Below are 25,726 nucleotides of genomic sequence, written 5' to 3' on the forward strand. Positions count from 1 at the left end.
CGTCACGCTAAGCACGCCGACCGCGGGCCCCGACGGGGTTGCCCTCCGCCGCTGCGGCCGCTAGCTGTACTCGGTCACTTCGTTGGTGACGTTCGGCTGATGGGTGCCTGGCCTGCGCAAGCGGTGTGGGGTCGAGCGTAGTTGTAGTGCTCGAGCCAGGGCGCGAGCGCGCTGGCTCGATCTTCGTTGGAGGTGAACGGATGCCGGTAGGCCCAGTTCTCCTGCAGGGTCCGATTGAAGCGTTCGGCCTTACCGTTCTGCCAAGGCGAGTGCGGACGGGTGAGGATGTGCGTGGCGCCAAGGGTGTTCAGTGTGGTCTGGAAGGCGTGGGAGCGTCGGTAGTTCAGTGCGTTGTCGGTCATCACGCTGCGGACGGTGATGCCGTGATCGAGGAAGAACGCGGCTGCCTCAGCGAGGAAGGCGGCGCAGGTGGGCCCCTTCTCGTCGGGCAGGATCCGAGCGAACGCGAGCCGCGAGTGGTCATCGACGGCGACATGGACATAGTCGAACCCGACCCGTCGTGGTCGGGAGCTGTGGTGATCGATGACGTCCGGGCCATCGAGTCGCCAGCCACCGCCAGCGGGGATGCGGCCCAGCTTCTTCACGTCGATATGCACCAGGTCGCCTGGCTGCTCACGTTCGTAACGCAGCTGTGTGCGACGCGAGGCGCGGATCCGGATCCCGGTGACCGGATCGAGTTCGTGCAGGGCGGGTAGCCCCGCTCTGACGATGAGTCGAGATGCGGTCGAGGGGCTGACACCAACCAGGCGCGCCAATTCATCACGGCCCAGCCGTTCGGCCTGACGCAGCTCGAGCAACCGCGCGATCACCGCCGGCGATGTGGTGGCGGGGTGCGTGCGGTGTCGGGACGAGCGATCTCGCAAGCCCGCCCGTCCGAGAAGACGGAACCGGGTAACCCAGCGATGCGCGCACTGCCGTGACACCCCGAGTTCCTTGGCGACATGCGAGACCGGGCGCCCCGCCAACACCCGCTGAACCAGGATCAGGCGACCAGCTTCCGCCAATCGCGCGTTACGGTGAACCAAGAGAAGGCCTTCCTTCGAGTGACGTTAGACACCACTCAGGATGAAGGCCTTCTCCCTATCTCCGCGTCACCAACGATCAGACCGAGTACAGCTAGCCGTCCACGCCTGTGGCACGCTGGAGATATGCGGATCGCAGTGACGGGATCATCGGGAAAGCTCGGACGCGTGGTCGTTCGCGAACTGGCCGCGGCGGGGCACGAGGTCATCGGCCTCGACGTCGTCGGTGAGCGTGGGCCCGGTTTCGTGCAGGTGGATCTCACCGATTACGGCCAGGTCGTCGACGCGCTCGGATCGGTGAACGACCAGCACGACGGCGTCGACGCGCTCGTGCACCTGGCCGCGGTCCCGGCTCCGGGCCTGCGCGCGGATGTGGCCGTCTTCCACAACAACATGACGGTGTCGTTCAACGTGCTGCACGCGGCGACGCGGCTCGGCATCCGGCGGGTCGTGACGGCGTCGAGCGAGACCGTTCAGGGGCTCCCCTTCGACGTGCCTCCGCCCTACATCCCCGTCGACGAGGACTACCCTGCGCGCCCCGAGTCGGTGTACTCGCTCGTCAAGCACCTCGAGGAGCGGATGGCGATCGAGCTGGTGCGCTGGCATCCGGAGCTGTCGATCACGGCGCTGCGCTTCTCGAACGTCATGGTGCCCGAGGACTACGCCGAGTTCCCCTCCTTCGACGGTGACGCGCGAGTGCGCAAGTGGAACCTGTGGAGCTACATCGACGCCCGCGACGGCGCGCAGGCCGTGCTCCGTGCGCTCGAGACGGCGCCGAACGGCTTCGACCACTTCCTCATCGCCGCGGCCGACACGGTCATGACGCGGCCCAACGCCGAGCTCGTCGCCGAGGTGTTCCCCGGGGTGGAGGTGCGAGGAGAGCTCGGCGTCAACGACAGCCTGTTCTCGACGGCGAAGGCACAGCGCCTGCTCGGATATGCGCCGCAGCACTCCTGGCGCGATCACGCCTGAGGCTCAGGACTCCGGCTGCACCGGCTTACTCATCTGCACCGCGGTCACGCCGAAGCCGAGCGATTCGTACAGCCGTCGAGCGCGCTCGTTGAAACCGAAGACGTTGAGCGCGAGTTCTCGTGCGCCGCGTTCGGCGACATAACGCTCGGCGAGGAGCATCGCAGCACGCCCGTAGCCGCGGCCTCGATACGGTTCGTCGATCTCGACGTCCCAGACCCACCACACACCCTCGTTGCCGCGCGGATGCGCCCCCAGCCACATCACCCCGACGGCGCGTCCCGCCGCGTCGATGTGGAGCACGTCATGTCCCGCCGCGGGAAGCCCACCGGGGAAGAGCTCGGTGTACGACTCGGCAGCGATGCGCTCGGCGGTGGCACGGTCATCGCCGGCGCGCACGCGCTCCTCGGCGTACGCGCGATGCTGGACGGCGATCCACGCGGGGAACTCGTCGTCCGAGAAGCGGCGGAAGGTGACGTCGTCCATGCCACCATCATCGCCGCTCTGGTCTTCGTAGGGTGGGCAGATGGACGATCACTCCGAACCCCACTGGGCGAGGATCGGTCGTTCCGTCGCCTACAACGGGCGCGTGATGCTGGTCGACCACACCGTCCTCCTGCCGGACGGTTCCCAGACCTCCTTCGAGGTCGATGAGAGCGTGCCGTTCTCCGTCGCCACCCTCGTCATCGACGGAGCCGACGTTCTGATCGCTCGCCAGTACCGCTACGCCATCGACTGCTGGATCTACGACCTTCCCGGCGGAGGCGGCCGCCCTGAGGAGGACCCCCTCGCGGCAGCGCAGCGCGAGCTCAAAGAAGAGCTCGGCATCGTGCCCGACGATCTTCGGCATCTGCACACGTTCTTCATGAACCCCGGCCGCGCCGCGTGGCCGACCCACCTCTTCATCTCCACAGCGGGATTCACCGTGGGACTCCCGCACGCGTCGGATCCCGCCGAGCAGGTGAGGCTGGCGCGGATGCCGCTCGTGGAGCTCGATGGGCTGATCTCCGAGGGTCTCGTCGTCGACCCGCCGCTGATCGTGGCCCGAGCACTCGCGGCGGCGACGGGTCGTCTACCCCCGCTGCGGCTGCCCGGAACGCCGTGACAGACCGGCGCGTTGCCGAGCCGTCGAGCACGGCGGCGATGTCGGAGGCCCTCCCTACGGTGAAGGTATGTCCAACGATGCGCCCCTCTTCGAAGAGGACCCCGACGCGGCGTTCGCGCGCGCTGTCGAGAGGGCGCCGGTCGAGCCCGAGGACGCGGTCGATCGTGTCGTGGAGGTCTCCGCGATGCTGTCCGTCTTCGCCGCGGAGCAGGTGTGGGCGATCGCCCAGATGCGCGCCGATGCGCACGCGGACGCAAAGCGCGCGGGCCGTCACGATCGCGGCATCGTCGAGCGGTCGCTGCGCCTCGAGCTCGCGCAGGCGATCGGAGCCACCGAGGCTGTAGCCGACCGACTGATCGCCCACGCCGTGGCGCTCGTCGAGCGATACCCCGAGACCCTCACCGCGCTGAGCCGTGCGCAGATCACCCAGAGGCACGCCGAGACTCTCGTCGACGCCGTCGATCGCGCCGAGCCGTGGCTGCGAGAAGAGCTGGCCCCGCTCGCGCTCGAGCTCGCCATGCGCCTGCCCATCGGTGTCTTCCGGCACGCCGTGCGCCGTCTCGTCGACGATGCCCGTGCCGTCACGCTGGCCGAGCGGCAGCGCGAGGCTCTCGAGACGCGCCGGGTCGCGGTCGACGACGACCGCGACGGGATGGCGTGGCTCACCGTGTATCTGCCGGCCGTCGAGGCGAGGGCGATCTTCGACCGCCTCACACGCACCGCCGCCGCCCTGATCGCCGCAGCGCCGACCGCATCCGAGTTCCCGGAGAGCTCCGTGGGCGCCGAGGCGAACCGGCAGCGCACGCTCGATCAGGCACGCGCGGACGTCGCGGCCGACCTCCTGATCGACGGCGAAGTGCCGCAGCACGGCGAGCAGGCGCGCGGCATCCGTGCCACGGTCGCGGTCACGGTGCCCGCACTCACCCTCCTCGGCAAGAGCGAGGCCCCGGCCGTCGTCGACGGAGTGGGCCCCATCCCCCTCGCGAAGGCTCGCGAGCTGTGCGGCGGGGCCGACGGATGGATGCGCGTGCTCACCCACCCCGAGACCGGGCTCGTCCTGTCGGTCGGGCGCACGCAGTACCGCCCGCCGGCGAGCCTGCGACGGCTCGCGCGGTGGCGCAGCGCCAGGTGCAGCGCTCCCGGCTGCATGGTTCCGGCGAATCGGTGCGAGATCGACCACACGATCGCCTGGGAGCACGGCGGCTCGACCGCCGCCGACAACCTCACCCCGCTCTGCAAGGGCCACCACACGGTCAAACACCACGGCGGATGGAAGGTGCGGCAGTTCGCGGATGCGTCCACCGAGTGGACGAGTCCGACGGGGCGCATCTACACGGTCGTCCCGGAGCGGCGAACACCCACGTTCGTCGCGGATGCCTCGCCGCCGGGCGACCCGCCGTTCTGACCGCCCCCTGCCCGAGCCTGCCGTCTCGCTCACAACGGCAGGGCGGCCGCCAGTCTGCGCCCGTAGTCGGCGATCCACCGCCCCACGGGGAGCCGCGCCGCGTCGTAGGCACGCAGCGCCTCGGCGGGCGCCCGCTCGGCGAGTAAACCTGCCAGCGCCAGCGCATCGGCGGCCGCCTTCGCCGCGCCCATCGCGGTGTGAGGCCGCACGACGACGGCAGCGTCGCCCAGCAGGGCAACACGGCCGGCGGTCATCCGCGGCGGGACATAGTCGTAGATGGCCTGCAGGAAGGGATGCGACTCAGCCGCCACCGCGTCGGCGAACGGTGGCGGGAGCAGCCGTGCCGCGTCATCCACCAAGCCCTCGCGTAAGCCGGCCGGGAGCTCGCCCGGGGCCAGTGAGCCCGCATCCCGGCGCCGGCCCGATGCGTCCAGGATGTCGCTCAACGCGCCGGCGGTGAGCGTGCGGTACCAGACCCAGTTGTAGCGCCGCCGACCCGGCTCCGTCTCGCCGCGCGGCCCGGGCACGAGGTACCCGAGCGCGTGTCCGCCGTGCCCCGTGAAGAAGGCGAACCGTCCGATCAACACCTCGGCGGCCTCCGACGGCAGCGCCGTCTCGGGAAGGAGTCCGCGCCAGGTGACGTAGCCGAATGCAGGCCGTCAGCTCCGATCACGACGTCGAACTCGCGTCGGCCCCTCGAGCCCAGATCGAGATATGCACCGCCCGGCGATCCGCCCGCGCCCGCGACGCGCATCCCCGTGACGTACGCCGCGTCCGCCAGCGTGGAGCGCAGCGCGTCGTGGAGCACGTCCCACGAGAGCTGCGTCTGCGGCGTGGGGTCCCGGGAGACGATGCGTCCCACGGGGTCGAGAACGATGCGTTCGGAGGTCACGGTGCCGCGCACCGCATCCGGGCGACCTGCCGCTCGCAGGAGCGCGAAGAGTTCGTCCTGCGCGACGAGTCCCGCGCCCCGGCCCGAGAGTCCGCTCGCCGAACGCTCGAAGACGGTGACGTCGTGACCGGCCCGGGTGAGCAGCGCCGCGGCGCCGAGCCCGCCGAGCGATCCGCCCGCGATGCCGATCCGCAGTCGCTCTTGCATCTCCTCCGTCCTTCCCGAGGTCCGTGGGACGAGGTCTTGTGCGACGACGATAGAAACGCGTCGGGCCGCACTGCTGCGACAGGTGTCGAGTCCTCCTCCACGCGCGTTGCGCACCGCGGCTGGCATGCTCGAATCACAAGACGCGGCCACGGCGGCCGCATCCGTGCCGAGAAGAGGTCCGCATGCTCGAGACGCGTCTGCCCTACGAGGCCTGGCAGCCGACGAAGGAGACCCTGCACCGCTTCGTGCAGGTGGTCGGCAAGCTGCGGCTCGCGCGTAGCGTGCGGCGCAATCACTGGTGGAACGTGCCGTTCCACCTCACCGGCACCGGGATCACGACGCGTCCGATGGGATCCGACCCGACCTTCGCTGTGGACTTCGACTTCATCGATCACCGCCTGAGCGTGGTCACGAACGAGGGCGCCCGCACGTCGTTCTCGCTGCAGGAGCTGTCCGTCGCAGAATTCCACGCGCACTTCGTCCGCTCGCTGGAGGGCGCCGGCGTCGACCCTGCTCCGGTCCTCGAGGCGACGCCGTTCGACCTGCCCGACGCAGCCCGCCCGTTCCGCGACGACACCGAGCACGACGCGTACGATGCCGCATCCGTCACGTCGTACTGGCGGCTGCTGTCGGATGCGGGTCTCGTTCTCGAGGAGTTCTGCGGTCGCTTCAGCGGCAAGACGAGTCCCGTGCACCACTTCTGGCACACGTTCGACATCGCCGCGACGCGCTTCTCCGACACGGTCGTTTCGCACACCGACCGGGCCGACAGCGTCACGCGCGAGGCATACTCGCGGGAGGTCGTGTCGTCCGGATTCTGGTTCGGCGACAAGAGCGTGCCGGAGCCGGCGTTCTACTCGTATACCTCGCCGGAGCCGGCGGGCATCGCGCAGCGCCCGCTTCCGGAGGGAGCGCAGTGGCTGGATCGCGGAGCCTCCCACCTCGCCGTCTATACGCTGGCTCGCGCCCAGGCGACGGGTGACCCGCGAAAGGCGGCGCTCGACTTCTTCGAGGCCGCCTATCTCGCCGGTGCCGAGCTGGCCGGATGGGACATCGCGCGCTACCTCTGCGTCGACGGGGTCACGGACCCGTTGCTTGCCCCCGTCCGGGACTGAGAGCGCGGCACCGCTCCCGCAGCGGATGCGGCAGGATGGTGCTGCGCGCGAGGGATGGGGGCCCCGAGATGACGACGCACGACGACCCGACCGATCAACTGGTCTCGTTCGCCGACCTGCTGAACGACGGCGAGGACGACCCACCGCCGGTCGATCGTCGCGTGCGCCGCCGACGCCGCTGGATCGTGGCGATCGTCCTGTTGGTTCTCGTCGTGCTCCCCCTTGCGGCCGGCGGCGGCTATACGGTCTGGGCGTTGAACGCCCCGCTGCCCGAGCCGGTGATGACCGCGGAGAAGCCGTCGGTATCGACACCCGGCGCGGCCGGCATCGCGATGCCCACGGAGGGGGCGTCGGCGCTGAGCGTGTCGGGCGGCGATGCCTATCTCGGCGCGGGAGCCAGCGGCATCTGGACCTCGAGCGGCGGCGACGACGCGCGCCCGCTGGCCAGCATCAGCAAGCTCATCACCGCCCTCGTCGTGCTCGATGCATCGCCGCTCAGCGGCCCCGACGACCCCGGGCCGACGATCACGTTCTCGAAGGCCGACCACGACCTGTACGACGAGTACTACGTGCAGGGCGCGACGATCCTCGCCATGCCGACCGGCAGCTCGATGTCGCTGCGCGATGCGCTGACCGCGATGCTGCTCCCCTCCGCCAGCAACTACGCCGACGCTGTCTCCACCTGGGCGTTCGGCTCACGCAGCGGGTTCCTCTCGGCCGCACGCAGCTGGCTCGACGCGCACGGGATGACCGGCACGACGATCGTGGAGCCCACGGGGATCAGCGCACGCAACACCGGCACGCCCACCGACCTCATCACACTCGGCAAGCTGGCCGCATCCGAGCCGACCATCGCTGCGATCGCCGCGATGCCCTCCGCGTCGCTGGGAGATCTCGGCACCGTGAGCAACACGAACAACCTCTTGGGCATCGACGGGATCACCGGTCTCAAGACGGGGAACCTGGGGCCCGACAACTACAACCTGCTGTACACCTCGACGCTGGATGTGGGGATCGGCGAGCCTCTGCACGTCACCGGCGTGGTGCTCGGGGTCTACTCCCGCGACACCGTGGACAGCGTCGTGCGCGCACAGCTGCAGAGCATCCGCGACGGGTTCCATACGGTGCAGCTCGCCGAGGAGGGACAGCAGATCGGCTCCCTCTCGACGATCTGGGGTTCCCGAGCGGCCCTCGTCGTCGCCTCGGCACCCGGCATCCTGACGTGGTCGGACACCGCGATCACCGTCGCCATGGATGTCTCGGCGCCCACGACGTACACCGACGGCGAGGTCGTGGGCACGATCACCTGGACGGCGGGGCCGAACACGACCACCGCGGACGTCGTCGTCTCGGGCGACATCGAGCCGCCGACCGAGTGGTGGCGGCTCACCCACCCGGGACAGCTCGGCGGTGATTAAGCCACGATCTTCCGGAGGGCATCGACGATCCGCGTCGCCCGGTGATCGTCGACGGCCTCCATCCAGTTTGTGACGAACGAGAAGCCGACCCTGCCGTCGAGATCGGCGAACGCCACCTGCCCGCCCGCGCCGTCGTGGCCGAAGCTCGACGGCCCGACGTACCGCCGCGCCTCGGAGTCGAGCTGGAATCCGGCGCCCCAGCGCGGCCACGGCGCCGGCGCGTCGAAGAACGGCGCCCCCGCCGTACGCTCGCGTGTGGCCGCGACGACGGTGTCGTCGTCGAGCAGACGCACCCCGTCGGTCTCGGCGACGGTCGCCGACCACATCGCTGCAACGGCGCGCGCCGTCGCGACGACCCCGGCACCCGGGATGACGGCGGCTTGCACGGCCGGCGTGTTGAAGCCCTCCGCTTCCCCGACGAGCGTGGACGGCAGGGCACCGCCGAGGGTCATGGCGCGGTCGCCCCAGTCGACGACTCCCGGCGCGCGCTGAGCCGCCTGCTGTGCCACGAGAGCCTGGAGCGTAGGACCGACGAACAGGTGCGCGGCCGAGCCAGCGCGCTCGGGCGGCACTCCGAGCCACGCATCCGCGCCGAGCAGGTCTGCCATCTCGCGGAATGCCACGGCGGGGGCGAGACCGCTCGCGCGGCGCACGATCTCGCCCGAGATCCAACCGTGCGTGAGCGCGTGGTAGGTCCACGCCTCCCCCGGCGTCCAGAGTGGTTCCTGCGCCGCGAGCAGCGCGGCGACGTGGTCGAAGTCGAGCAGATCCTGGGCCGTGAGGTCGACGCTCAGCGCAGGCACCCCCGCGCGGTGGGCCAGCGCGTCACCGACCGTCACCGCATCCTTGCCGTGCTGGCCGAATTCCGGCCACAGCATGGCCAGGGGGCTGTCCAGATCGACGCGTCCGGATGCGACGAGCCGCGCGACGAGGATCGACATCAACCCCTTCGAACAGGAGAAGACCACCGACGGGGTGTCACGTTCCCACGGGCGGTCGATGCGTGCATCCGCGGAACCGGCCCAGAGGTCGACGACGCTGCGACCATCGACGCGGATCGCCAGAGCTCCCCCATCCGCGGAAGCCCGTCGAACGCCGCCGCGAAGGCGTCGCCGATCGCTTGGAAGCCGGGGGCGATGTGGCCGTTGATCTCGATCATGATGTGCTCTCCTCGACGATGAGCCGGTCGTTCTCCCAGCGCACCGGAAGCGGATCCGACAGAGCGCCCACGAAGACGCCGTCCGTGCCGATGTTCTCGAACGCGAGCATCACGTAGCGCCCCGCCTCATCCTGCGTGATGCGACCGCTGTAGAGGTTCTCGCTCGCGACGAGCACTGCCCGGTCCACCGGGTAGGGCCCGAGCGGATCGTCGAGGGCCACCGCCCAGATCCCGCCGCGCTCACCGGTCCGTGCGCCGGCCAGATGCGCGGAATCGCAGGAGAAGATGAGCGCCCATCGGCCGTCGATCAGCACGAGCTGCGGGACTTCGAGGTGCGCGAAGCCCGCACCGGCGACGCTGAGCGGTGGGCCCACCTCCCAGCGTGACAGGTCGTCCGAGCGGGCGTGGCCGATGACCCCGGTGTCGCGCTCGCCATCGCCCAGGGCGCGCGCGGTGACGAGCATGTGCCACCCGTCCCCCGCGGGGTCGGCGAAGACCCACGGGTCGCGCCACGCCTGTTCATGCCAGGTGCCGTTGCCGAGCGTCTCGTACCATCGCGGGTCTGCGGCGACGACGACCGAGGCATCCTTCGTCCAGTCGCCCGGCTCCGATGCGGATGCGGCCAGCACCGTCTCCACGTTCGTCTGCGCCACGGGGTCGAGGAACCGTGAGCCCGTGTAGAACATCCGCCACGTCTGCGCCTCGCGGACGACGCTTCCCGTCCAGGTGGCCGTCGCGTCCGGCGCGTCCCCGCCGGACGGTCGCAGCACCGTGCCGTGCACAGTCCACGTGCGCAAGTCGGTCGAGGTGGCGTGACCGACCGTCGCATTGCGGTGGCGCAGACCGGGGTCTCCGAGCGAGGTCGGCGCCTGCAGGAAGTACATGTGATGGGTGTCGCCGTCGCGGGCGAACCAGAAGTCCCAGACCCAGTGGTCGGGCAGCGTGAACGTCACAGAGTTCTCCTCGTGAATGGGGAAGGGCCGCTCAGCCCTTGACGGCGCCTTGCACCAGCGCGCGGATGAACTGCCGCTGGAAGATGAGGAAGAGCACGACCGCGGGCGTGATGATGATCAACGCACCCGCGTTCAGCAGCGGGATGCTGAGCGAGTACTGCCCCTGGAAGAAGGTCAGCGCACCCGCGACCGTTCGCTGCAGCGGGTCGGCGATGAGCACGACCGGCAGCAGGAACTGGTTCCAGGTCCAGATGAACAACAGGATCGCCAGGGCGGACAGTGCGGGCATCGCGAGCGGGAGCTGGATGCTGCGGAACTCTCGCCAGAGCGACGCTCCGTCCACGCGGGCCGCCTCGGAGAGCTCCCGGGGCACGTTGATGAAGTGCGCCCGCATCCAGAACACGCCGAACGGCATGTACAGCCCGATGAGTGGGAAGATCACCGCCCACGGGGTGTTCACGGTGCCGAGCGACTGCGCCTGGTAGTAGAGCGGGATGATGAGGGCCTCGAACGGGATCGTCAGGCCCAGGATGAAGAACACGAGCACTCCGCGACCGAAACGCACCTGGAGTGATCCGAGCGCGAACCCGGCGAGGGTGGCCGCGATGAGGCTCGCCGGCACGACGCCGAGCACGATGAGCATGCTGGAGCCCATGAGCTGCCAGACGTGGCCGGTCTCGAACGCGGTGGCGAAGTTGCCCCACTGCGGGTCGGTCGGCCAGGTGAGGCCGGTCGGGTTGCGATCGGCGGGCTGCAGGGCGGCGGAGAACATGCTGACCAGCGGCAGCACGGTGACGATCACCGCCACGCTGAGCAGGAGGTAGCCGAGCACACGCTCGGTGCGGCTGGCGATCACGCGTCGCTCGCTCTCGAGAGTCGTTGGATGGGCAGGACGACGACGAGCACCAGCACCATCAGCACGATGCCGAAGGCGGACGCGAGGCCGACATCGCTCTGGGTGAACCCGATGCGGAAGATGGACAGACCGGGGACGAGGGTGGCCCGGCCAGGGCCGCCCTGCGTCGAGGTGTAGATGATGTCGAAGCTGGAGAGTGCCGCGATCACGGTGACGGTCACGAGGACGGCGATCTCCTGGCGAAGACCCGGGAGAGTGATCGTAAAGAACTCGCGCCACCACCCTGCACCGTCAAGCCGGACCGCCTCGTAGAGCGAGACGTCGATCTTGCCGAGGCCGGTGAGCAGCAGCACGGTGCACAGCCCCGTCAGCACCCACGATCCGATCAGCCCGACGGCGGGAAGAGCGGTGCCGTAGTCGGCGAGCCAGGGGCGGGTGATCCAGCCGAGTCCCAGCCATCCCAGGATCTGGTTGACCGCACCGGTCTGCGCGTACATCCACGACCAGGCGATACCGGCCGCCGCGAGCGGGATGATCTGCGGCAGGAAGAGCACCGTCTGCGCCGACGCAGCGAACGCTTTCGAGCGAAGCCCGCGGATCAGGGTTGCGAGCACGAGACCCGCCCCCACGGGGATGATCGTGAAGAACGCGATCAGCACGAAGGCGTTGCGGATGGCGCCGAGCAGGTCGGGGTCGGTGAAGACGGTCAAGTAGTTGTCCACCCCCACCCAGCGGGCGACGCCGATGCCGTTCCAGTCGTAGAACGAATACTGCGCCCCCTGGATGAGGGGCCAGACGACGAACGACACATAGGCCGCGAGCGCCGGCACGAGCAGGAGCCAACCGGCGAGCGTCCCGCGCCGGGCGGCCGCCTTGGCAGCGGCCCGACGCGGGGGTGCGGTCGTCGCCGCGGCGGTGCCGTCGGGTCGGGGTGCCGCCACAGCGGCGACCGCACGGTCGGTCATTTGCCGCCGACCTCCTTCTCGTAGAACGCCTGCACGCGGTCCACGAACTCCTTGCCCGTGATCTGGCTCGTCACCAACAGCTGCGACTCGGGGATGATCGATCCGGCGTAGATGCCGGCGGTCGTGTTGGCCATGAAGTCGACCTGGCCGTTCTCGGCGCCGATCTGCGCGGACATCGCGAGCGCATCCTCGATGAGCGAGCCGGACTCGACCTTCGGCATCTCGAGCGACGGGTCGCCGCCGGGCGAGGCACCCGTCACGTCCACGATGATCTGGCGTGCGGTCGGGTCGGTGTGAACCCAGTTCAGGAAGTACACGATCTCGTTGAGGTGGGCCGACTTGGCCGCCACCGAGAAGGAGTTCGCCGCGCCCATGGCGACGTGGTCTCCTCCGGCCTCGGCCGGCGGGACGAGGAAGAACGACACGTCGGAGCCGAGTGCCTTCTGGTAATTCGCCGCCTCCCAGTTGCCGTTGAAGGTGAACAGACCCTCGCCCTCACCGAACCGGCTCGTGAAGGTAAAGTAGTCGATCGCGTTGATGTCGGACGGGAAGTAGCCCGCATCCGCCCACTTGCGCACGAGCTCGGCACCCTTCACGTTGCCCTCCTCGTCGTAGCGGGCGCCCGGCTCATTGAACATCCACGACAGGAACTGGTCCTTGTCCACGTACTGGTTCATCGCCGCCTGCACGACGAAGTTGACGACGCCGTCCTTGTCGCCGGCCATGATCGGCAGGATGCCGGCGGCCTTGGCCTTGGCCATGTCGTCCTCGAGCTCGGCGAGTGTCTGCGGCGGCGCATCGATCCCGAGCTGGGCGGCCAGCTTGTCGTTCATGTAGATGCCGGTGATGCTGTAGCCGAGCCCGAGCTGGTACAGCGAGCCCGAGCCGCGGATGCCGTCCTCGCTCATCCGCAGCGGTGCGAGCTGCGAGGCGGGCCACGCATCCCAGCCGTAGGCGTCGAAGTAGGGGTCGAGATTGGCCACGAGACCGTCGCGCACCGTGTCGCCCAGGGTGGGGAGGCGGATGAGGTCGGGCGGTGTCGCGCTCGCGAGCAGTTTCGGGGCGTTGGCCGTCAGGTTCTGGAACGTGTCACGAGTGATGGTGAAGGTCACGTTCGGGTGCTGCTTGGTGAACTCCTCGGTCAGCTTGTCGGTGACCGGGAAGCCCGTCTCGTCGGCGATCGTCAGCTCGACCGGGTCGGAGGTGAGCTCGGTCGAGACGGTGACGTCGTTCTGGGCGGCCGGTGCGGCGGCTCCCGGCGCGCAGGCCGTCAGAGCGGCTGCGGCGAGGCCGGTGATCGCCAGCAGGGCGACCGGCCCTGAGCGACGCAGGCGGCGGTGCGGTGTCGTAGTCATGGGGCGACTCCTTTGTCTGTGGTGCAAAACACGGCTCCGGATGGCGGGAACATCGGGTCGTGTTCTCGCCGATCCAGGTGCTGAATGGATTTAGCACGCACATTGTGCGCATACTGGGTCCCCAGTGTCAATGTCCGCTCCGCGTACGCTGGGGGAGCATTCAAGGAGGTGTGCGTGGGTAAGCGAGTCACCCTTGCGGATGTCGCGCGCAGAGCCGGGCTGTCACCGTCCGCCGCATCGATGATCCTCAACGGCCGCCCCGACACCCGTTTGTCGGCCGATGCCCATGAGCGCGTGCACGCCGCCGCATCCGAGCTCGGATACCGGCCGAACGTCGCCGCGAGGGCGCTGCGCACCGACACCACCCACACGATCGGCTTCGTCTCCGATCACGTCGCCACGACCCGCTTCGCGAGCGGCCTCATCAAGGGGTCCCTCGAAGCGGCGGAGGCGGCGGGGCACGTCGTGCTCGTCGCCGAGACCGGCGGTGAGCCGGAGCGCGAGGTCGAAGCGGTCTCGGCGCTGCTGGATCGCCAGGTCGACGGCATCATCTTCGCCTCCATGCGGGCGCGGGAGACCTTCGTCCCACCCTTGCCCTCCCGCACGCGCATCGTGATGCTCAACGCGACGAACGACGTGCACACCTGCAGCGTGCTCCCCGACGAGGAGACCGGCGGGCGGCGGGCGGTCGAACTGCTCGCCGACGCCGGCATCACCGAGGGCATCGTGCTGCTCGGCTACGACGCCGAGGCGGAGCGCGACGTGTTCCGCTCCGAGACGGTCGCGTCCCGCATCCGCGGCATGTCCGATGCCCTGCGCGAGCGAGGGATGACCCTGGCGCGTTCGGAGTCCATCTGGCTGTGGGAGCCCGCGAGCGGCTACGAGGTGATCGCACGGCTGCTGGCCGAGGGCGAGCGACCGAAGGCGATCATCTGCCTCAACGACCGGCTCGCCTTCGGCGCCTCGCAAGCGCTGGCCGAGGCCGGTCTCGGCATCCCGGACGACGTGTCACTTGTCTCCTTCGACAACGACGAGCTCGCGGCCTACCTGCGACCGGGCCTCACCACCATCGGGTTGCCGCACGAGGAGATGGGCCGTCGTGCTGTCGAACTGCTGCTCGAGCCGGGCGGCCCGCCACCCGGCATCCACCTCGTGGAGATGCCGGTCGTCGTGCGCGCCTCCGTCCGATCGGCGGCCCCCGGCTAAGCGCCGGCGGGCGAGTAGCCGATCAGCCAGGTCACCCCGAAGGCGTCGCGCACCTGCCCGTCGACGTCACCCCACGGTCGCTCCCCCATGGCCTCGATGACGGTTCCGGTTGCGGCGAGCGCGTCGAACCATCGTCGGGACGTGGCTGCGTCGCCGGCGCCCAGCAGCGCGAAGAGCACGCCGTGCACCTGGACGGATGCGGCGCCGTCGGCTGCATCCGAACCGAACAGGTCGACGGGACCGCGCAGTTCGCCGTGCGCGATCCACGACGGCGCGCCGTCCTGGCGGCCGAACTCGGCGAAGGTGTGGAGCTCCAGCTCACCGCCGAACACGTCGCGGTAGGTCTTCAGCGCGTCCGCGGCGATGCCGGCGAACTGCAGGTACGGGACGGGGGCGGCCATTCCGGCAGGCTACCGCTCACTCCCGACCCGCCGCGCGATCAGACGAGCCAGGCACGCTCGTCGCCGCTGAAGCGATTGACGGCGCCCGGCATGGACGTCGCCCGCTCGTACATGCGCGCGAGGCCGGGCATCACCGCCTGGTTGCGCTCGTCGAGGCGGTCCTGGCGCTCGATGATCTCGTCGAGGCGCTCGGCGAGCTCGGCACGCGCGGCACGCTCGTCGACCGTGATCACCTCGCCGCCGGCGACGACCACGCGCCCCTGCACCATGACGATGTCGATCGAGGAGCCGTTCTCGGAGTAGACGAGTTGCAGGTCCAGCTTCTGACGGGGCGTGAAGGCCATGGTCTCGAGGTCGTAGATCACGAGGTCCGCCTGCTTGCCGACTTCGAGCGAGCCCACCACATCGTCGAGCACGGCGCTGCGCGCTCCCCCGATCGTGGCCGCGGCCAGCACCTCGGCGACTGTCGGCCACTGGTCGATGTCCGGCCCGGTCACCTTGTGCAGCAGAGCCGCGGTCTTGACCACATCGAGCATCCGCGGCGAATCGCTGCTCGAGCAGCCGTCCGTGCCGAGGCCCAGGTTGACGCCCGCGTTCTGCAGCATGCGCCACGCGGCGATCCCCGAGCCGAGCTTGAGGTTGGAGATGGGGTTGTGGGAGATCGAGGTTCCCGCCGCAGCGACCGTCTGCATGTCGGCATCCGTGAGCCAGATCCCGTGGGCGAGCGTCGTGTGGGGCGAGAGGGCACCGATCGACGCCATGTAGGAGACGAGGCTCCCGCCGTACGACTCGTCCCCGGTGACCAGCTGCGTCTTGGTCTCGAGCACGTGGATGTGGCACTCCGCCGCGAACTCGAGCGCCATCTCGGTCGCCCCGGTCAGCAGCGCGGGCTCGCACCGCTGCGGGGCGGAGGGCGCGACCATGAACCGCAGCCGGCCGTTCGCCCGGCCGTGGTGGGCGGCGAAGGCCTCGCGGGCGAACCTCAGATACTCCTCGGTGGACGGCACGTGCGCGGAGCGGATCTCGCGCACCACGTCGTCGGGCAGGTACTCCTCGGCGAAGGGCACCGTGTCGAGGAAGGGCCGGTTGATGACGTGTCCCGAGACGTTCGCCCGCACGCCCAACTGCTCGTAGGCGTCGAAGACCGCGGCGAGCTGCGCGTGATCCTGCCCCGGAGTTTCGAGCACATCGTCGACGAGCGTCGTGACGCCCGCCTTGAGCGACTCGATCCCGAACAGGGTCGTGCGAAGACGCACGAGGTCCGGCGCGACGCGGCTGTCGCCGAGGATCGGATACGACATCGCCATCCACATCTCCAGCGGCAGGTTGTCGTAGCGCCCCTTGTAGAGCATCTCCCACGAGTGGGTGTGCGCGTTCACGAAACCGGGTGCGACCAGGCGGTCTCGACCCTCGACGATCTCGTCGCCGGGCTCGGGCTCCAGGTGCTCGCCGATCGCGACGATGACGCCGTCGGCGATGCGGATGCTGCGCACCAGCGGGGTGCTGCCCGAGATCGGGTCCATGGTGATGACGTGAGCGTCGCGGATGAAGGTGCTCATGGTGGTTCTCCGTCGAGGGGTGGGGCGAGGCGGGGCGGGGATCCTCAGCGGGCGGATACGGTCTCGCGGGGCTCGGCCGCATCGGTCAACTGCTGCGCCTCGATCCAGCGCTTGTGGCTGGTGCGGGCCAGCAGCCAGTAGGTGAGTCCGGCGGCGACGCCGCCCGTGAGCCAGGAGATGTCGAGGCCGCCGAGCGCCTGTGAGCCGAGACCCTGCAGCGCCGGCACCATGCCGTTCAGGAACAGCCAGGTGAAGACGATTCCGACGAAGAAGGCGATGATCGCGCGGGGGTTGACGTCGGGCAGACGCTTCGAGCCGACGGCGTCGAACAGGTGGTCGAACCGGCGCGACCGGCGCTCGAAGATGCCGTAGTGCACGAGCATGATCGCACCCCAGGTGGCGACCCAGCCGACGACCCCGACCAGCCACGCATCGAGGGTCTGGGCGGCGTCCTCCTGGAAGATGAAGAAGACGGCGGCGGCGAGCGAGAGCACGCCGACGAGGATGTTCAGAGCCTTGCGACCGACCTTGAGATCGAGCGCCTGGGCCGCGACGCTGAAGCTGTAGATGTTGAGCACGTTGGTCGCGATGGGCCCGTGCAGCACGAGCAGCAGGACCGGGATGGCGAGGGCACCGAAGTTCTCGACGATGAGCTGGCCGGGGTCCACCGTGCCGTTCTTCGTGGCGAGGGAGGCACCGAGCAGACCGAGCCAGATGACGGGGATGAACTGCCCCAGGGCGCTCGCCAGGTACAGCTTGCGGCGCGGCACGCTCGTGCTGATGAAGCGCGAGTAGTCCGCCGCGTAGGTCAGCCAGGTGATGCCCCAGCCGATGCCGATGGCGGTCATCACGGCCGACATCGCGACGATGCGCTCACCGCCGGAGAGCTCCGCCCCGGCGGGGCCTGCGTAGCCCCAGTCGATGTCGAGGAAGAACCACGCGACGATCGACATGATCACGAGAACGAGCACGGTCGGCGGCACCGTCCACCGCTCGAACGCCGCGATCGCCTTGTATCCGGCGAGCGCCACGCCCACCTGGATGGCCATGATGAGGGCGGCGATACCGATCTTCCAGCCGATGTTCGCCTGTGTCGGATCGAGCCAGCCGAGCTGACCCAGCAGAGCCGTCACGAGGTCGAGGACGATCCACGTGTTGACGGCACACCATCCGATGACCACCACGGCCTGGATCACCGAGGGCAGGTAGTTGCCACGGCGGCCGAACACCGCGCGGCCGAGGAGCATGCCGGTGACGCCGGTCTTCTGGCCGAACAGCACGAACATGCCGAACAGCCCCATGCCGATCAGGTTGCCGATCACGAGCACGAGCATCGTGTCGAGGAGGCTGAGGCCCATGCTGATGCCGAGCGCCCCCAGCACCCAGTTGATAGGGGCGATGTTCGCCCCCATCCAGATCCAGAACTGGCCGGACACGCGGGTCGTGCGTGCCGACTCGGGGATGGGCTGGAGCGTCTCTTCGATGTCGTGCGGACTGGCAGAAGACATGGGCGGTGTCCTTCTCGCGAGGTGGAGCGATCAGTGGAGCGGGTCGCCACCCAGCATGCGGCGACGGTGTTTCCGCGCCCGCGGCGCTCTGTAAACTCGCGGTCACGGCGAATGGACAGAATGTATGCCCCTCCTGCTCGATCAGATCCTCACGGACGCCGTCGTCCAGAAGACCGAACCCGAACTCGTCTGCGGCACCGCATCCGAGGTCGATGTGCGCTGGGTGCACGCGAGCGAACAGCTCGACATCGCGCCGCTCCTGCGCGGCGGGGAGCTCATCCTCATGGAGGGGGTCAACCTCGTCACGGCGGATGCGGCGCAGCTGCGCACGTATGTCGACACCCTCGTCGCGCGTGACATCGCCGCCCTCGCTGTCGAGACGACACCCCGACTCCCCCGCATCCCCGAGGCGCTCGTCGAGCACGCGGAGGCGAGCGGCCTGCCTGTCATCCACCTGCGGCGCCGCGTGCCGTTCGTGCAGATCTGCGAGAGCATCAACAGCCAGCTCGCCGATGTGAGCCTTCGGCGCCTGCGCATCGCCGATCAGATCTCCCTGGCACTCTCCGAGGCGATCGAGAACCTGGCGAGCATCGACCAGTTGCTCGCCCTCATCCGTGATCAGGCGAACTCGTCCGCGCAGCTCACGTCGCTGTCCGGTCAGACATTGGGAGTCGCGCTCGTCGACACCGATACGCCGTCGCTCGGCATCGAGTACACCGCACCGGTGTCGTTCGGCGGCACGGTCGTCGCGACGCTCACGCTGCGGCCGGCGGCGGACGCCGACATCCACCTCATCTCGGGTGCGCTGTCACGGGCGCCCGAGATCCTCGCCATCGCACTGCTGCGCACGCATCCGCTCTCTCCCCACGACCGGCGACGCAGCCGTTTCATCTCGCTGCTCGCGTCGAGCGGCCCGCGCACCTCCGCCGCCGAGCATGCGCGTGAGCTGACGACGCTAGCCGTGCGGCTGGGATTCGAGCCCGACGACCGGTTCATCCCGTTCGTCGTCGAACTGGGCGATCCCTCGACCGTCGCGGCGGTGCAGGACGCCATCGCTGCGATCTCGCCACGATCGACCGGGCAATTCGCCGACGGACAGTACGTCGGCATCGTGGGGTTCGCCCCGTCGTGGGACGCGCAGAACGTGCGCGACGCGGTGACGGACGCCCTGCGGCGCCTCGCTTCGCGCGGCGGCGTGCGCGCTGCGGTCGGGCCCACCAGCGCGAGCGTGGACCGCGCGGTGCGAGCCGTACGATCCGCACGGGAGAGCGTGCCGTATGCCTCGGATGCGGAGCCGGTGGTCGATGCGGCGAGCATCGCCGTGACCCGGCTCTGGCCGCTGCTGTCGCAGATCGAGCCGGTCTCCGAATTCATCGACGAACAGATCGGCGCGCTCCTCGATCGGGACGCCGTCTCGCACGGCGAGCTGTTCGACACCCTGCGCGCGCTGGCCGAGAATCTCGGCAGCAAGACGGATGCGGCCGCATCCCTCGGCATCCATCGGCAGACCTTCTACCAGCGATTCCAACGCATCACCGCCGTCCTCGGGCCGCTCGAGCCGGGGTCGGCCCGGATCGGGGCGGTGCTCACCGCGGTGTTCCTCGAGCGGGCGCGGCGGCAGGCTGCCGCTGCGGCCGTGGCGAAGCAGGACGCTGCGCGCAGCCCGAACGCGTGACGGTGGGGTCAGTCCTGTTCCTCGCGCACGATGGCGGCACCAGCGGTCAGCGCGCTGAGCTTCGCGAGCGCCACGTCGCGTGGCAGCGGCGCCATGCCGCAGTTGGTGCTGGGCATCAGCTTGTCGGCGTCGACGTAGCGAAGCGCGTCGCGGAGGGTGTCGGCGACCTCCTCGGGCGTCTCGATCTCGTCGGTGGCGACGTCGATGGCGCCGAGCATGACCTTCTTGCCGCGCAGCAGTTCGATGAGCTCCATCGGCACGCGGGAGCCGTGGCTCTCGAGCGACACGATGTCGATCGCTGAGCGCCGGAGCAGCGGAAAGGACTCCTCGTACTGGCGCCACTCGGAGCCCAGCGTCTGCTTCCATCGGGTGTTGGCCTCGATGCCGTAGCCGTAACAGATATGCACGACGGTGTCGGCCCGCAGCCCCTCGGCCGCGCGCTCCAGCGTCGCCACTCCCCAGTCGCGCATCTCGTCGAAGAAGACGTTGAAGGCCGGCTCATCGAACTGGATGACGTCGACGCCCGCCGCTTCGAGCTCCTTCGCCTCCTCGTTGAGGATGACCGCGAACTCCCACGCCAGCCTCTCTCGGCTTCTGTAGTGGCGGTCGGCGAGCGTGTCGATCATCGTCATGGGGCCGGGAAGCGCCCATTTCAGGGGGCGATCGGTCTGCTGGCGCAGGAAGCGCGCGTCCTCGACGAACACCGGCTTCGTGCGGCCGACGGCACCGACGACGGTCGGCACACTGGCGTCGTAACGGTCGCGGATGCGCACCGTCTCGCGGCGCGCGAAGTCGACCCCGTCGAGGTGCTCGATGAACGTTGTCACGAAGTGCTGGCGCGTCTGCTCACCGTCGCTGACGATATCGATGCCGCGTCGCTGCTGCTCCTGCACGGCGATGCGCAAGGCATCCTGCTTGCCTTCGACGAGGGCCTCGCCCGTCAGTTCCCACGGCGACCAGAGGACCTCGGGCTTCGCGAGCCACGAGGGCTTCGGGAGGCTTCCGACGATCGCGGTCGGCAGCAGTGCGGGCGCGTCTGCGCGGGTCATCGCGCGAGCGCCGGCTCGAGACCGGCCCATCGTGCGAGCACATCGCCGTAGGGCGTCAGGAAGTGCTCGGCGGCGTATGTGCCCTGGGTGATCGCCAGCTGCGCGCGCTCGACGCGGTCGTAGTCGACCTGCGTGCGCGAGAAGTCGCCGTGCTCCAGGCTCGGGCGGTAGACGCTGCCCGCCGCCGCGTTCGCGTTGTAGATCTCCGGGCGGTAGATCTTCTGGAAGCTCTCCATCGTGCAGATCGTGCCGATGAGCTGCAGATTGGTGTAATCGTTGGCAAGGTCGCCACGGAAGTAGAACGCCAGCGGCGCCGCGCTGCCCGCGGGCATGAAGTAGCGCACCCGCAGCCCCATCCGGGAGAAGTACTCGTCGGTCAGCGAGTACTCGCTCTGGAGGTACTCGACACCGAGCACCGGATGCGTGTTGTCGGTGCGACGGTATGTCTTGCTCGTCGAGACGCTGATGCAGATCACCGGCGGCGCCTCGAAGCGCTCACGGTAGGCGTCCGAGTCCAGGAACGCCTGGAACAGCGCACCGTGCAGGGCGCCGAAGTCGTCGGGGACGGTGAAGGCGCCGGCATCCGCGGTGACGGCGGGCAAGCGCACGCTGAAGTCGAAGTCGCGGACGTAAGACGAGAAGTTGTTGCCGACGATCCCGTGATGGCGGAGGCCGGTGTGCGAGTCGCGGATGTGGACGTCGAGCACCTCGAGCAGCGGGAAGTGGCGCTGTTCACCGTCGGCGGTCAGTGCCGCATCCACCGACACGATCTCGAGCTCGAGGGTGTAGCGGTCACCGTTCGGGTTGTCCCACCGCGCGAGGTCGTTGCACCGGCGATCGATCATCGTGAGCACGCTGCGGAGATTCTGCTGCCGGTTCTCGCCGCGCGCGAGGTTGGCGAAGTTCGTCGTGGCACGGGACTCGGCGGAGGGCGAGTAGTCCTCGTCGAACGGTGTCGTCGAGATACGGAACGTGAGCTCGTTCGTCATGCGCAGCCAATCTGGGTCTCGCGCGGCGGGTGGGTCGCGGGTGTCGTGCCATCGTGCCGAGAATCTGCGCCCATCGGGTAATTCGGGGTGACTATGTGCTCCTATAGTCTTCGGCTATGGCAAAGACCACCGCAGGCATCTCGCTGCAGCAACTCCATTACTTCGTGGAGGTGGCGGCGGAAGGGTCGATCTCCGCTGCGGCCGATCTGCTCTACGTGTCACAGCCCACGATGTCAGCGGCGATGAAAGACCTCGAAGCGCGCGTCGGACGCGCCCTCCTGATCCGGTCGGCGCGAGGCGTGACGCTCACCGCCGACGGCACCGAGTTCCTCGGCTACGCCCGGCAGGTCGTCGAGCAGGTCGCGCTCCTCGAACAGCGCTACCTCGGCCGGCCGCCGGCCCGGCGCCTGCTCGGGGTCTCGGCGCAGCACTACTCGTTCGCCGTGGACGCGTTCGTGCGGATGGTGAGGAGTTTCGGCGCGGCCGAGTACGAGTTCTCGCTCCGTGAGACGCGCACGTGGGACATCATCGAGGACGTCCGTACCCTGCGCAGCGAGATCGGCATCCTGTACCGCGACGACGTCAACCGGAACGTGATCAACAAGCTTCTCCGCGACGCAGGCCTCGCCTTCCATCCGCTGTTCTTCGCCGAGCCGCACATCTTCATCTCGCGCAAGAACCCGCTCGCCGCACGGGGTCGCGCGACACTCGACGACCTCGCCGATCTGCCGCGACTCACCTTCGACCAGGGCGCGAACAACTCGTTCTACCTCGCCGAGGAGATCCTCTCCACCCTCTCCGCGAAGCAGGAGATCCGGGTGTCCGACCGTGCGACCATCTTCAACCTCATGATCGGACTCGGCGGCTACACGATCTCCACCGGCATCATCAGCGACGACCTCGATCCCGAGATCGTCGCTGTCCCCCTCGAGGTCGACGAGAGGATCGAGATCGGCTGGATCGGCCAGGCCGCCCTCGGACTCACCGAGCAGGCGCAGCGCTACCTCGACGAGGTGCGCGCGGTGGTGTCCGGCTTCGGTGTGGAAGTGTTGGGGTAGGGAGAGTTCGGGTGGGAGCCTGGCAGAACGGGGGAGTTTTGATGCCCAGCAAGGTCGCGCCCGTCGGAGCGATCGTGCGGGAATGGTCGGATCCGACCCGGCCGGCATGGAACGGTAGGCCCACACGTCCCCTCCAGACGATGATCTGGTACCCGACCCACGATCACGCGCACGTCAGGGCGCAACGCATCGCGATCTTCCGTACCGGGCGGTATGCCGCGGATCACGATGCTCCACGCGTGGCGGACGGGCTGCATCCACTCGTCGTGGTCTCGCACGGCACCGGGGGCTCCGCGGCCAGCATCGCATGGCTCTGTCGGCGGCTCGCCGAAGCCGGATTCGTCGTCGCCGCCGTCAATCACCACGGCGGTACGGCCGCCGAGCACGGAGGCCTCACGGTCCCCGGAGCGGTGCTCTGGTGGGAACGCGCCACGGACCTCTCACGCGTGCTCGACAGGGTCCTCGCCGACCCCACGTTCGGTGTCCGCATCGACCCGTCACGAGTCTCCGTGGCGGGATTCTCGATCGGCGCGTACACCGCACTCGCTGTCGCCGGCGCCCGCTTGCAGATCGATCGGTGGCGACCGTATTGCTCTGCCCACGGCGCAGACTCCTCGTTGTGCCGGGTCCCGCCGGAGGCCGGGTTCGGTATCGACGAGGTATGGGATTTCCTGGACAACGACCCGCTCGCGATCGAATCCTCGACCCGAGCCGACCTCGACTACCGGGACGCACGCGTGAGCGCGGTCGCGGCGATCGCGCCCGTCGCCGTTCCTCTGCTCGACGAGACATCGCTGGCGACGGTCACGGTCCCGGTCCGCCTGTTCGCCGCATCCGATGACGACCAGAGCACCCTCGACGCAGACGTGCGACCGCTCGTCCGCTCGTTGCCGAGCGGTGAACTCACCCTCATCGACGGCGCCGGCCACTACACCTTCCTCAGCGAAGGCACCCTCGCCGGGCGGCTCATCGCCCGGCGCTTCGTGGCGGACAGGCCGGGCGTTTCACGGCGGCGCATCCACGATCGCGTCGCAGCGGAGGCGGCTGCGCTCTTCGAGAGGCAGCACGGTTGACACACGGCTGAGCCCGGAACGCAGAAAACCCCCGGCGGAACCGGGGGCTTTGTCTGTAGCAGGAGCGGGGCTTGAACCCGCGACCTCACGATTATGAGTCGTGCGCTCTCACCAACTGAGCTACCCTGCCGCGACGTTCCGGCGGCGGACCACCGGATGCTGCGAGCCCCGAGTCAGGATTGAACTGACGACCCCTTCCTTACCATGGAAGTGCTCTGCCACTGAGCTATCGGGGCGCTGCCCGGAGCAATCCGGGCAACCAGAAAAGAATATCAGAGCCGAGGGCCCCGACGAAACACGACCGGTCAGCCGCCGGCGTGCTGGCGCAGCCACGGCAGCGGGTCGATCGCCGTCGTGCCGTTGTCGAGAACCTCGAAGTGCAGGTGCGCACCGAACGAGTGGCCGGTGTCGCCCACACGTCCGATGAACTGGCCCACCTTCACGGTGTCGCCTGTCTTCACCTGCAGCGAGCCGTACTGCATGTGGCCGTAGCGGGTCGAAACGAGCTTGCCGTCGATGACGTGATCGATGATGATCATCACGCCGTATCCGCCGCCGCTCTCCGTCGCGGTGCGCACGACGCCGTCGGCCACGGCCTGGATCTCGGCACCCTCGCCCGGAGTGAAGTCCAGTCCCTCGTGCATGGTGCCGTCGCGCATCCCGAAGCCGTAGCTGATCGAGACGCCGACCTTGAACGGCCACTGGATCGGGCTGTTCGCGTTGTTGGTGAAGAAGTTCGAGTAGTGCGTGATGCCCGACTCGGCGGCGAGCTCCGCGGTCGACGCTGTGGAGTAGTCGCTGCGGTCCAGGGCGGTGACCTGCGCATCGGCGGGAGCCACATACGCCTGGATCTCGTCGCTCGACAGCGCGCTCGAGGTGCCGGCTTTCGAGCCGGTCGCGATCGAGACGGATGCGGCGGCGGAGTTGCCTGCACCCGAGACGGCCTCGGCGGGCGTCGTCATACCGATCGCCAGCAGTCCAACGATTCCCATGGCACCGACGGTGGCGGATGCGGCGGTCGCACGCTTGAACGCTGCGCCGCTGAAACGGCGACGCTTCGCGGGAGCGGCCTCAGCGGCATTCTGCGCCGCAACCGGCTCGTCGGCGATCGCGGCCGCGGCGACCTGGATCGGGGTCTCGCCCGTGAAGGAGAAGAGTCGGGCAGCGGCCTCGAACTCGTCGGCGATCGCGTGCGCTTCGGCCTCGTCGGCGAGAACGGCCTCCGCGAACGCGCGCGCCTCGTCGTCGAGTTCCGTCACGACATCCGCGCCGGGCAACTCGGCAGGGCCCGCCTCCGTCTCGGAAGCGACCGAGACGGTGTCGACGACGGGCAGAGCGACCGGTTCATCGTCGATGGCGTCCAGGGCGACGTCGATGGGCGTCGCCGAAGCGGCGGAGGCCTGGGCGAGCGAACGCGCACGGCGGCGGGTCAGCGGCGCCTCGGCGACGGGCGCCTCGGGCTCCGATACCGACAGAGTCACCTCGGCGGCAGCGACCGGCGCAGCGGGCGCCGACAGCGTGACATCGGCGGCAGGGACCGGCTCCGGCACGACCTCAAGCACCAGCTCAGGCTCGGCGACAGGCGTCTCGGCGCGCTGCGCCGACCAGACCGGCGCGGGGTACGCAGCCGCCTGGCGCGCGCGAAGCTGTGCGCGGGTGAGCGGAGCGACCGCATCCGAGGTCCCCGAAGAAGCCGCCTCAGCAGCGCGGTTCCGGCCGGAGCGTCGCGTGGGAGCGGTCTCCGCCTGGGGATCTAGGGGGGTCAA

At 69.2% G+C, this 25,726-nt stretch carries 24 protein-coding genes and 2 tRNA genes; 9 read left to right on the top strand and 17 right to left on the bottom strand.

Annotation, left to right across the window (positions count from 1 at the left end):
• Window positions 1-74: 74 nt before the first annotated feature.
• On the bottom strand, window positions 75-1,046 hold the full coding sequence (locus AC1VNH_RS07490) for an IS481 family transposase (RefSeq protein WP_483110661.1): 972 nt from the start codon (window positions 1,044-1,046) through the stop codon (window positions 75-77).
• A gap of 123 nt (window positions 1,047-1,169) precedes the next feature.
• On the opposite strand from AC1VNH_RS07490, the gene AC1VNH_RS07495 reads away from it, so the two are divergent.
• Window positions 1,170-2,015 carry an NAD-dependent epimerase/dehydratase family protein gene (locus AC1VNH_RS07495; protein ID WP_483110662.1) on the top strand — a complete coding sequence of 282 codons (846 nt, stop codon included), beginning with the start codon at window positions 1,170-1,172 and terminating at the stop codon, window positions 2,013-2,015.
• A 3-nt stretch (window positions 2,016-2,018) separates the two neighbouring features.
• Here AC1VNH_RS07495 and AC1VNH_RS07500 read toward each other — a convergent pair whose 3' ends face one another.
• A complete protein-coding gene (locus tag AC1VNH_RS07500; protein WP_483110663.1) occupies window positions 2,019-2,498 on the bottom strand; it encodes a GNAT family N-acetyltransferase in 480 nt (159 codons plus the stop codon).
• Between the two features lie 40 nt (window positions 2,499-2,538).
• Here AC1VNH_RS07500 and AC1VNH_RS07505 point away from each other — a divergent pair, with 40 nt between their 5' ends.
• A complete protein-coding gene (locus tag AC1VNH_RS07505; RefSeq protein WP_483110664.1) occupies window positions 2,539-3,117 on the top strand; it encodes an NUDIX hydrolase in 579 nt (192 codons plus the stop codon).
• Window positions 3,118-3,184: 67 nt separating this feature from the next.
• Window positions 3,185-4,522: an HNH endonuclease signature motif containing protein gene (locus AC1VNH_RS07510; protein WP_483110665.1), complete on the top strand. Its 1,338-nt coding sequence runs from the start codon at window positions 3,185-3,187 to the stop codon at window positions 4,520-4,522.
• Window positions 4,523-4,551: 29 nt separating this feature from the next.
• On the opposite strand, the gene AC1VNH_RS07515 is transcribed toward AC1VNH_RS07510, so the two are convergent.
• A complete protein-coding gene (locus AC1VNH_RS07515; RefSeq protein ID WP_483110666.1) occupies window positions 4,552-5,109 on the bottom strand; it encodes an FAD binding domain-containing protein in 558 nt (185 codons plus the stop codon).
• Complete coding sequence (locus AC1VNH_RS07520; RefSeq protein WP_483110667.1) at window positions 5,103-5,621, bottom strand: NAD(P)-binding protein; 519 nt, start codon at window positions 5,619-5,621, stop codon at window positions 5,103-5,105. Before AC1VNH_RS07520 ends, AC1VNH_RS07515 begins: the two co-directional genes overlap by 7 nt.
• 182 nt (window positions 5,622-5,803) lie before the next feature.
• On the opposite strand from AC1VNH_RS07520, the gene AC1VNH_RS07525 reads away from it, so the two are divergent.
• Both AC1VNH_RS07525 and AC1VNH_RS07530 read left to right on the top strand, forming a co-directional pair.
• Window positions 5,804-6,736, top strand: coding sequence for a DUF5996 family protein (locus tag AC1VNH_RS07525; RefSeq protein ID WP_483110668.1), 933 nt, complete (start codon window positions 5,804-5,806; stop codon window positions 6,734-6,736).
• Window positions 6,737-6,804: 68 nt separating this feature from the next.
• A complete protein-coding gene (locus tag AC1VNH_RS07530; RefSeq protein WP_483110670.1) occupies window positions 6,805-8,154 on the top strand; it encodes a D-alanyl-D-alanine carboxypeptidase family protein in 1,350 nt (449 codons plus the stop codon).
• On the opposite strand, the gene AC1VNH_RS07535 is transcribed toward AC1VNH_RS07530, so the two are convergent.
• From AC1VNH_RS07535 to AC1VNH_RS07555, 5 genes are read right to left on the bottom strand one after another with little or no spacing between them, the layout of a single operon-like run.
• Complete coding sequence (locus tag AC1VNH_RS07535) at window positions 8,151-9,368, bottom strand: serine hydrolase domain-containing protein (protein ID WP_483112706.1); 1,218 nt, start codon at window positions 9,366-9,368, stop codon at window positions 8,151-8,153. The genes AC1VNH_RS07530 and AC1VNH_RS07535 overlap by 4 nt on opposite strands.
• Window positions 9,310-10,266: a glycosyl hydrolase family 32 gene (locus tag AC1VNH_RS07540; protein ID WP_483110671.1), complete on the bottom strand. Its 957-nt coding sequence runs from the start codon at window positions 10,264-10,266 to the stop codon at window positions 9,310-9,312. The genes AC1VNH_RS07535 and AC1VNH_RS07540 overlap by 59 nt, the downstream gene beginning before the upstream one ends.
• 31 nt (window positions 10,267-10,297) lie before the next feature.
• Window positions 10,298-11,122, bottom strand: coding sequence for a carbohydrate ABC transporter permease (locus AC1VNH_RS07545; RefSeq protein ID WP_137417886.1), 825 nt, complete (start codon window positions 11,120-11,122; stop codon window positions 10,298-10,300).
• On the bottom strand, window positions 11,119-12,087 hold the full coding sequence (locus tag AC1VNH_RS07550; RefSeq protein WP_483110672.1) for a carbohydrate ABC transporter permease: 969 nt from the start codon (window positions 12,085-12,087) through the stop codon (window positions 11,119-11,121). The genes AC1VNH_RS07545 and AC1VNH_RS07550 overlap by 4 nt, the downstream gene beginning before the upstream one ends.
• On the bottom strand, window positions 12,084-13,442 hold the full coding sequence (locus AC1VNH_RS07555; protein ID WP_483110673.1) for an ABC transporter substrate-binding protein: 1,359 nt from the start codon (window positions 13,440-13,442) through the stop codon (window positions 12,084-12,086). The genes AC1VNH_RS07550 and AC1VNH_RS07555 overlap by 4 nt, the downstream gene beginning before the upstream one ends.
• Before the next feature lie 174 nt (window positions 13,443-13,616).
• On the opposite strand from AC1VNH_RS07555, the gene AC1VNH_RS07560 reads away from it, so the two are divergent.
• Window positions 13,617-14,648 (top strand): LacI family DNA-binding transcriptional regulator, encoded by a 1,032-nt coding sequence (locus tag AC1VNH_RS07560; RefSeq protein ID WP_483110674.1) that lies wholly within the window; start codon window positions 13,617-13,619, stop codon window positions 14,646-14,648.
• Here AC1VNH_RS07560 and AC1VNH_RS07565 read toward each other — a convergent pair.
• The 3 genes from AC1VNH_RS07565 to AC1VNH_RS07575 are packed head-to-tail and all read right to left on the bottom strand — an operon-like array spanning window position 14,645 to window position 18,116.
• Window positions 14,645-15,049, bottom strand: a complete 405-nt coding sequence (locus AC1VNH_RS07565; protein ID WP_137417889.1) for a VOC family protein — start codon at window positions 15,047-15,049, stop codon at window positions 14,645-14,647. The two genes, AC1VNH_RS07560 and AC1VNH_RS07565, sit on opposite strands and share 4 nt — an antisense overlap.
• Before the next feature lie 38 nt (window positions 15,050-15,087).
• Window positions 15,088-16,608 carry an amidohydrolase family protein gene (locus AC1VNH_RS07570; protein ID WP_483110676.1) on the bottom strand — a complete coding sequence of 507 codons (1,521 nt, stop codon included), beginning with the start codon at window positions 16,606-16,608 and terminating at the stop codon, window positions 15,088-15,090.
• A 44-nt stretch (window positions 16,609-16,652) separates the two neighbouring features.
• The gene (locus AC1VNH_RS07575) at window positions 16,653-18,116 is read right to left on the bottom strand and encodes a purine-cytosine permease family protein (protein WP_483110678.1); all 1,464 of its coding nucleotides are present in this window, start codon (window positions 18,114-18,116) and stop codon (window positions 16,653-16,655) included.
• A gap of 124 nt (window positions 18,117-18,240) precedes the next feature.
• Between AC1VNH_RS07575 and AC1VNH_RS07580 the strand changes: the two genes are divergently transcribed.
• Window positions 18,241-19,791 carry a PucR family transcriptional regulator gene (locus AC1VNH_RS07580; RefSeq protein WP_483110680.1) on the top strand — a complete coding sequence of 517 codons (1,551 nt, stop codon included), beginning with the start codon at window positions 18,241-18,243 and terminating at the stop codon, window positions 19,789-19,791.
• 8 nt (window positions 19,792-19,799) lie between these two features.
• Here the strand turns inward: AC1VNH_RS07580 and AC1VNH_RS07585 are convergent, their stop codons facing one another.
• Window positions 19,800-20,840 (bottom strand): methionine synthase, encoded by a 1,041-nt coding sequence (locus AC1VNH_RS07585; protein WP_483110682.1) that lies wholly within the window; start codon window positions 20,838-20,840, stop codon window positions 19,800-19,802.
• Window positions 20,837-21,829: a putative oxygenase MesX gene (locus AC1VNH_RS07590; RefSeq protein WP_483110684.1), complete on the bottom strand. Its 993-nt coding sequence runs from the start codon at window positions 21,827-21,829 to the stop codon at window positions 20,837-20,839. The genes AC1VNH_RS07585 and AC1VNH_RS07590 overlap by 4 nt, the downstream gene beginning before the upstream one ends.
• Window positions 21,830-21,945: 116 nt before the next feature.
• On the opposite strand from AC1VNH_RS07590, the gene AC1VNH_RS07595 reads away from it, so the two are divergent.
• Together AC1VNH_RS07595 and AC1VNH_RS07600 are read left to right on the top strand one after the other, a co-directional pair.
• Window positions 21,946-22,887, top strand: a complete 942-nt coding sequence (locus AC1VNH_RS07595) for a LysR family transcriptional regulator (protein ID WP_483110686.1) — start codon at window positions 21,946-21,948, stop codon at window positions 22,885-22,887.
• A gap of 140 nt (window positions 22,888-23,027) precedes the next feature.
• On the top strand, window positions 23,028-23,960 hold the full coding sequence (locus tag AC1VNH_RS07600) for an alpha/beta hydrolase family protein (RefSeq protein ID WP_483110688.1): 933 nt from the start codon (window positions 23,028-23,030) through the stop codon (window positions 23,958-23,960).
• Window positions 23,961-24,016: 56 nt separating this feature from the next.
• Here the strand turns inward: AC1VNH_RS07600 and AC1VNH_RS07605 are convergent.
• The 3 genes from AC1VNH_RS07605 to AC1VNH_RS07615 form a co-directional block, all read right to left on the bottom strand.
• Window positions 24,017-24,090, bottom strand: a tRNA-Met gene (locus AC1VNH_RS07605).
• Window positions 24,091-24,124: 34 nt separating this feature from the next.
• Window positions 24,125-24,196: transfer RNA gene (locus tag AC1VNH_RS07610), tRNA-Thr, on the bottom strand.
• Window positions 24,197-24,265: 69 nt separating this feature from the next.
• A complete protein-coding gene (locus AC1VNH_RS07615) occupies window positions 24,266-25,726 on the bottom strand; it encodes a M23 family metallopeptidase (protein ID WP_483110690.1) in 1,461 nt (486 codons plus the stop codon).

This window comes from Microbacterium sp. KU4F (assembly GCF_056868075.1).

Excerpts from the sequence above, each read along its gene's own strand:
- AC1VNH_RS07495 (WP_483110662.1), top strand. The coding sequence starts at position 1,170 with ATGCGGATCGCAGTGACGGGATCATCGGGAAAGCTCGGACGCGTGGTC.
- AC1VNH_RS07500 (WP_483110663.1), bottom strand. The coding sequence starts at position 2,498 with ATGGACGACGTCACCTTCCGCCGCTTCTCGGACGACGAGTTCCCCGCG.
- AC1VNH_RS07505 (WP_483110664.1), top strand. The coding sequence starts at position 2,539 with ATGGACGATCACTCCGAACCCCACTGGGCGAGGATCGGTCGTTCCGTC.
- AC1VNH_RS07510 (WP_483110665.1), top strand. The coding sequence starts at position 3,185 with ATGTCCAACGATGCGCCCCTCTTCGAAGAGGACCCCGACGCGGCGTTC.
- AC1VNH_RS07520 (WP_483110667.1), bottom strand. The coding sequence starts at position 5,621 with ATGCAAGAGCGACTGCGGATCGGCATCGCGGGCGGATCGCTCGGCGGG.
- AC1VNH_RS07525 (WP_483110668.1), top strand. The coding sequence starts at position 5,804 with ATGCTCGAGACGCGTCTGCCCTACGAGGCCTGGCAGCCGACGAAGGAG.
- AC1VNH_RS07530 (WP_483110670.1), top strand. The coding sequence starts at position 6,805 with ATGACGACGCACGACGACCCGACCGATCAACTGGTCTCGTTCGCCGAC.
- AC1VNH_RS07550 (WP_483110672.1), bottom strand. The coding sequence starts at position 12,087 with ATGACCGACCGTGCGGTCGCCGCTGTGGCGGCACCCCGACCCGACGGC.
- AC1VNH_RS07555 (WP_483110673.1), bottom strand. The coding sequence starts at position 13,442 with ATGACTACGACACCGCACCGCCGCCTGCGTCGCTCAGGGCCGGTCGCC.
- AC1VNH_RS07565 (WP_137417889.1), bottom strand. The coding sequence starts at position 15,049 with ATGGCCGCCCCCGTCCCGTACCTGCAGTTCGCCGGCATCGCCGCGGAC.
- AC1VNH_RS07570 (WP_483110676.1), bottom strand. The coding sequence starts at position 16,608 with ATGAGCACCTTCATCCGCGACGCTCACGTCATCACCATGGACCCGATC.
- AC1VNH_RS07575 (WP_483110678.1), bottom strand. The coding sequence starts at position 18,116 with ATGTCTTCTGCCAGTCCGCACGACATCGAAGAGACGCTCCAGCCCATC.
- AC1VNH_RS07580 (WP_483110680.1), top strand. The coding sequence starts at position 18,241 with ATGCCCCTCCTGCTCGATCAGATCCTCACGGACGCCGTCGTCCAGAAG.
- AC1VNH_RS07585 (WP_483110682.1), bottom strand. The coding sequence starts at position 20,840 with ATGACCCGCGCAGACGCGCCCGCACTGCTGCCGACCGCGATCGTCGGA.
- AC1VNH_RS07590 (WP_483110684.1), bottom strand. The coding sequence starts at position 21,829 with ATGACGAACGAGCTCACGTTCCGTATCTCGACGACACCGTTCGACGAG.
- AC1VNH_RS07595 (WP_483110686.1), top strand. The coding sequence starts at position 21,946 with ATGGCAAAGACCACCGCAGGCATCTCGCTGCAGCAACTCCATTACTTC.
- AC1VNH_RS07600 (WP_483110688.1), top strand. The coding sequence starts at position 23,028 with ATGATCTGGTACCCGACCCACGATCACGCGCACGTCAGGGCGCAACGC.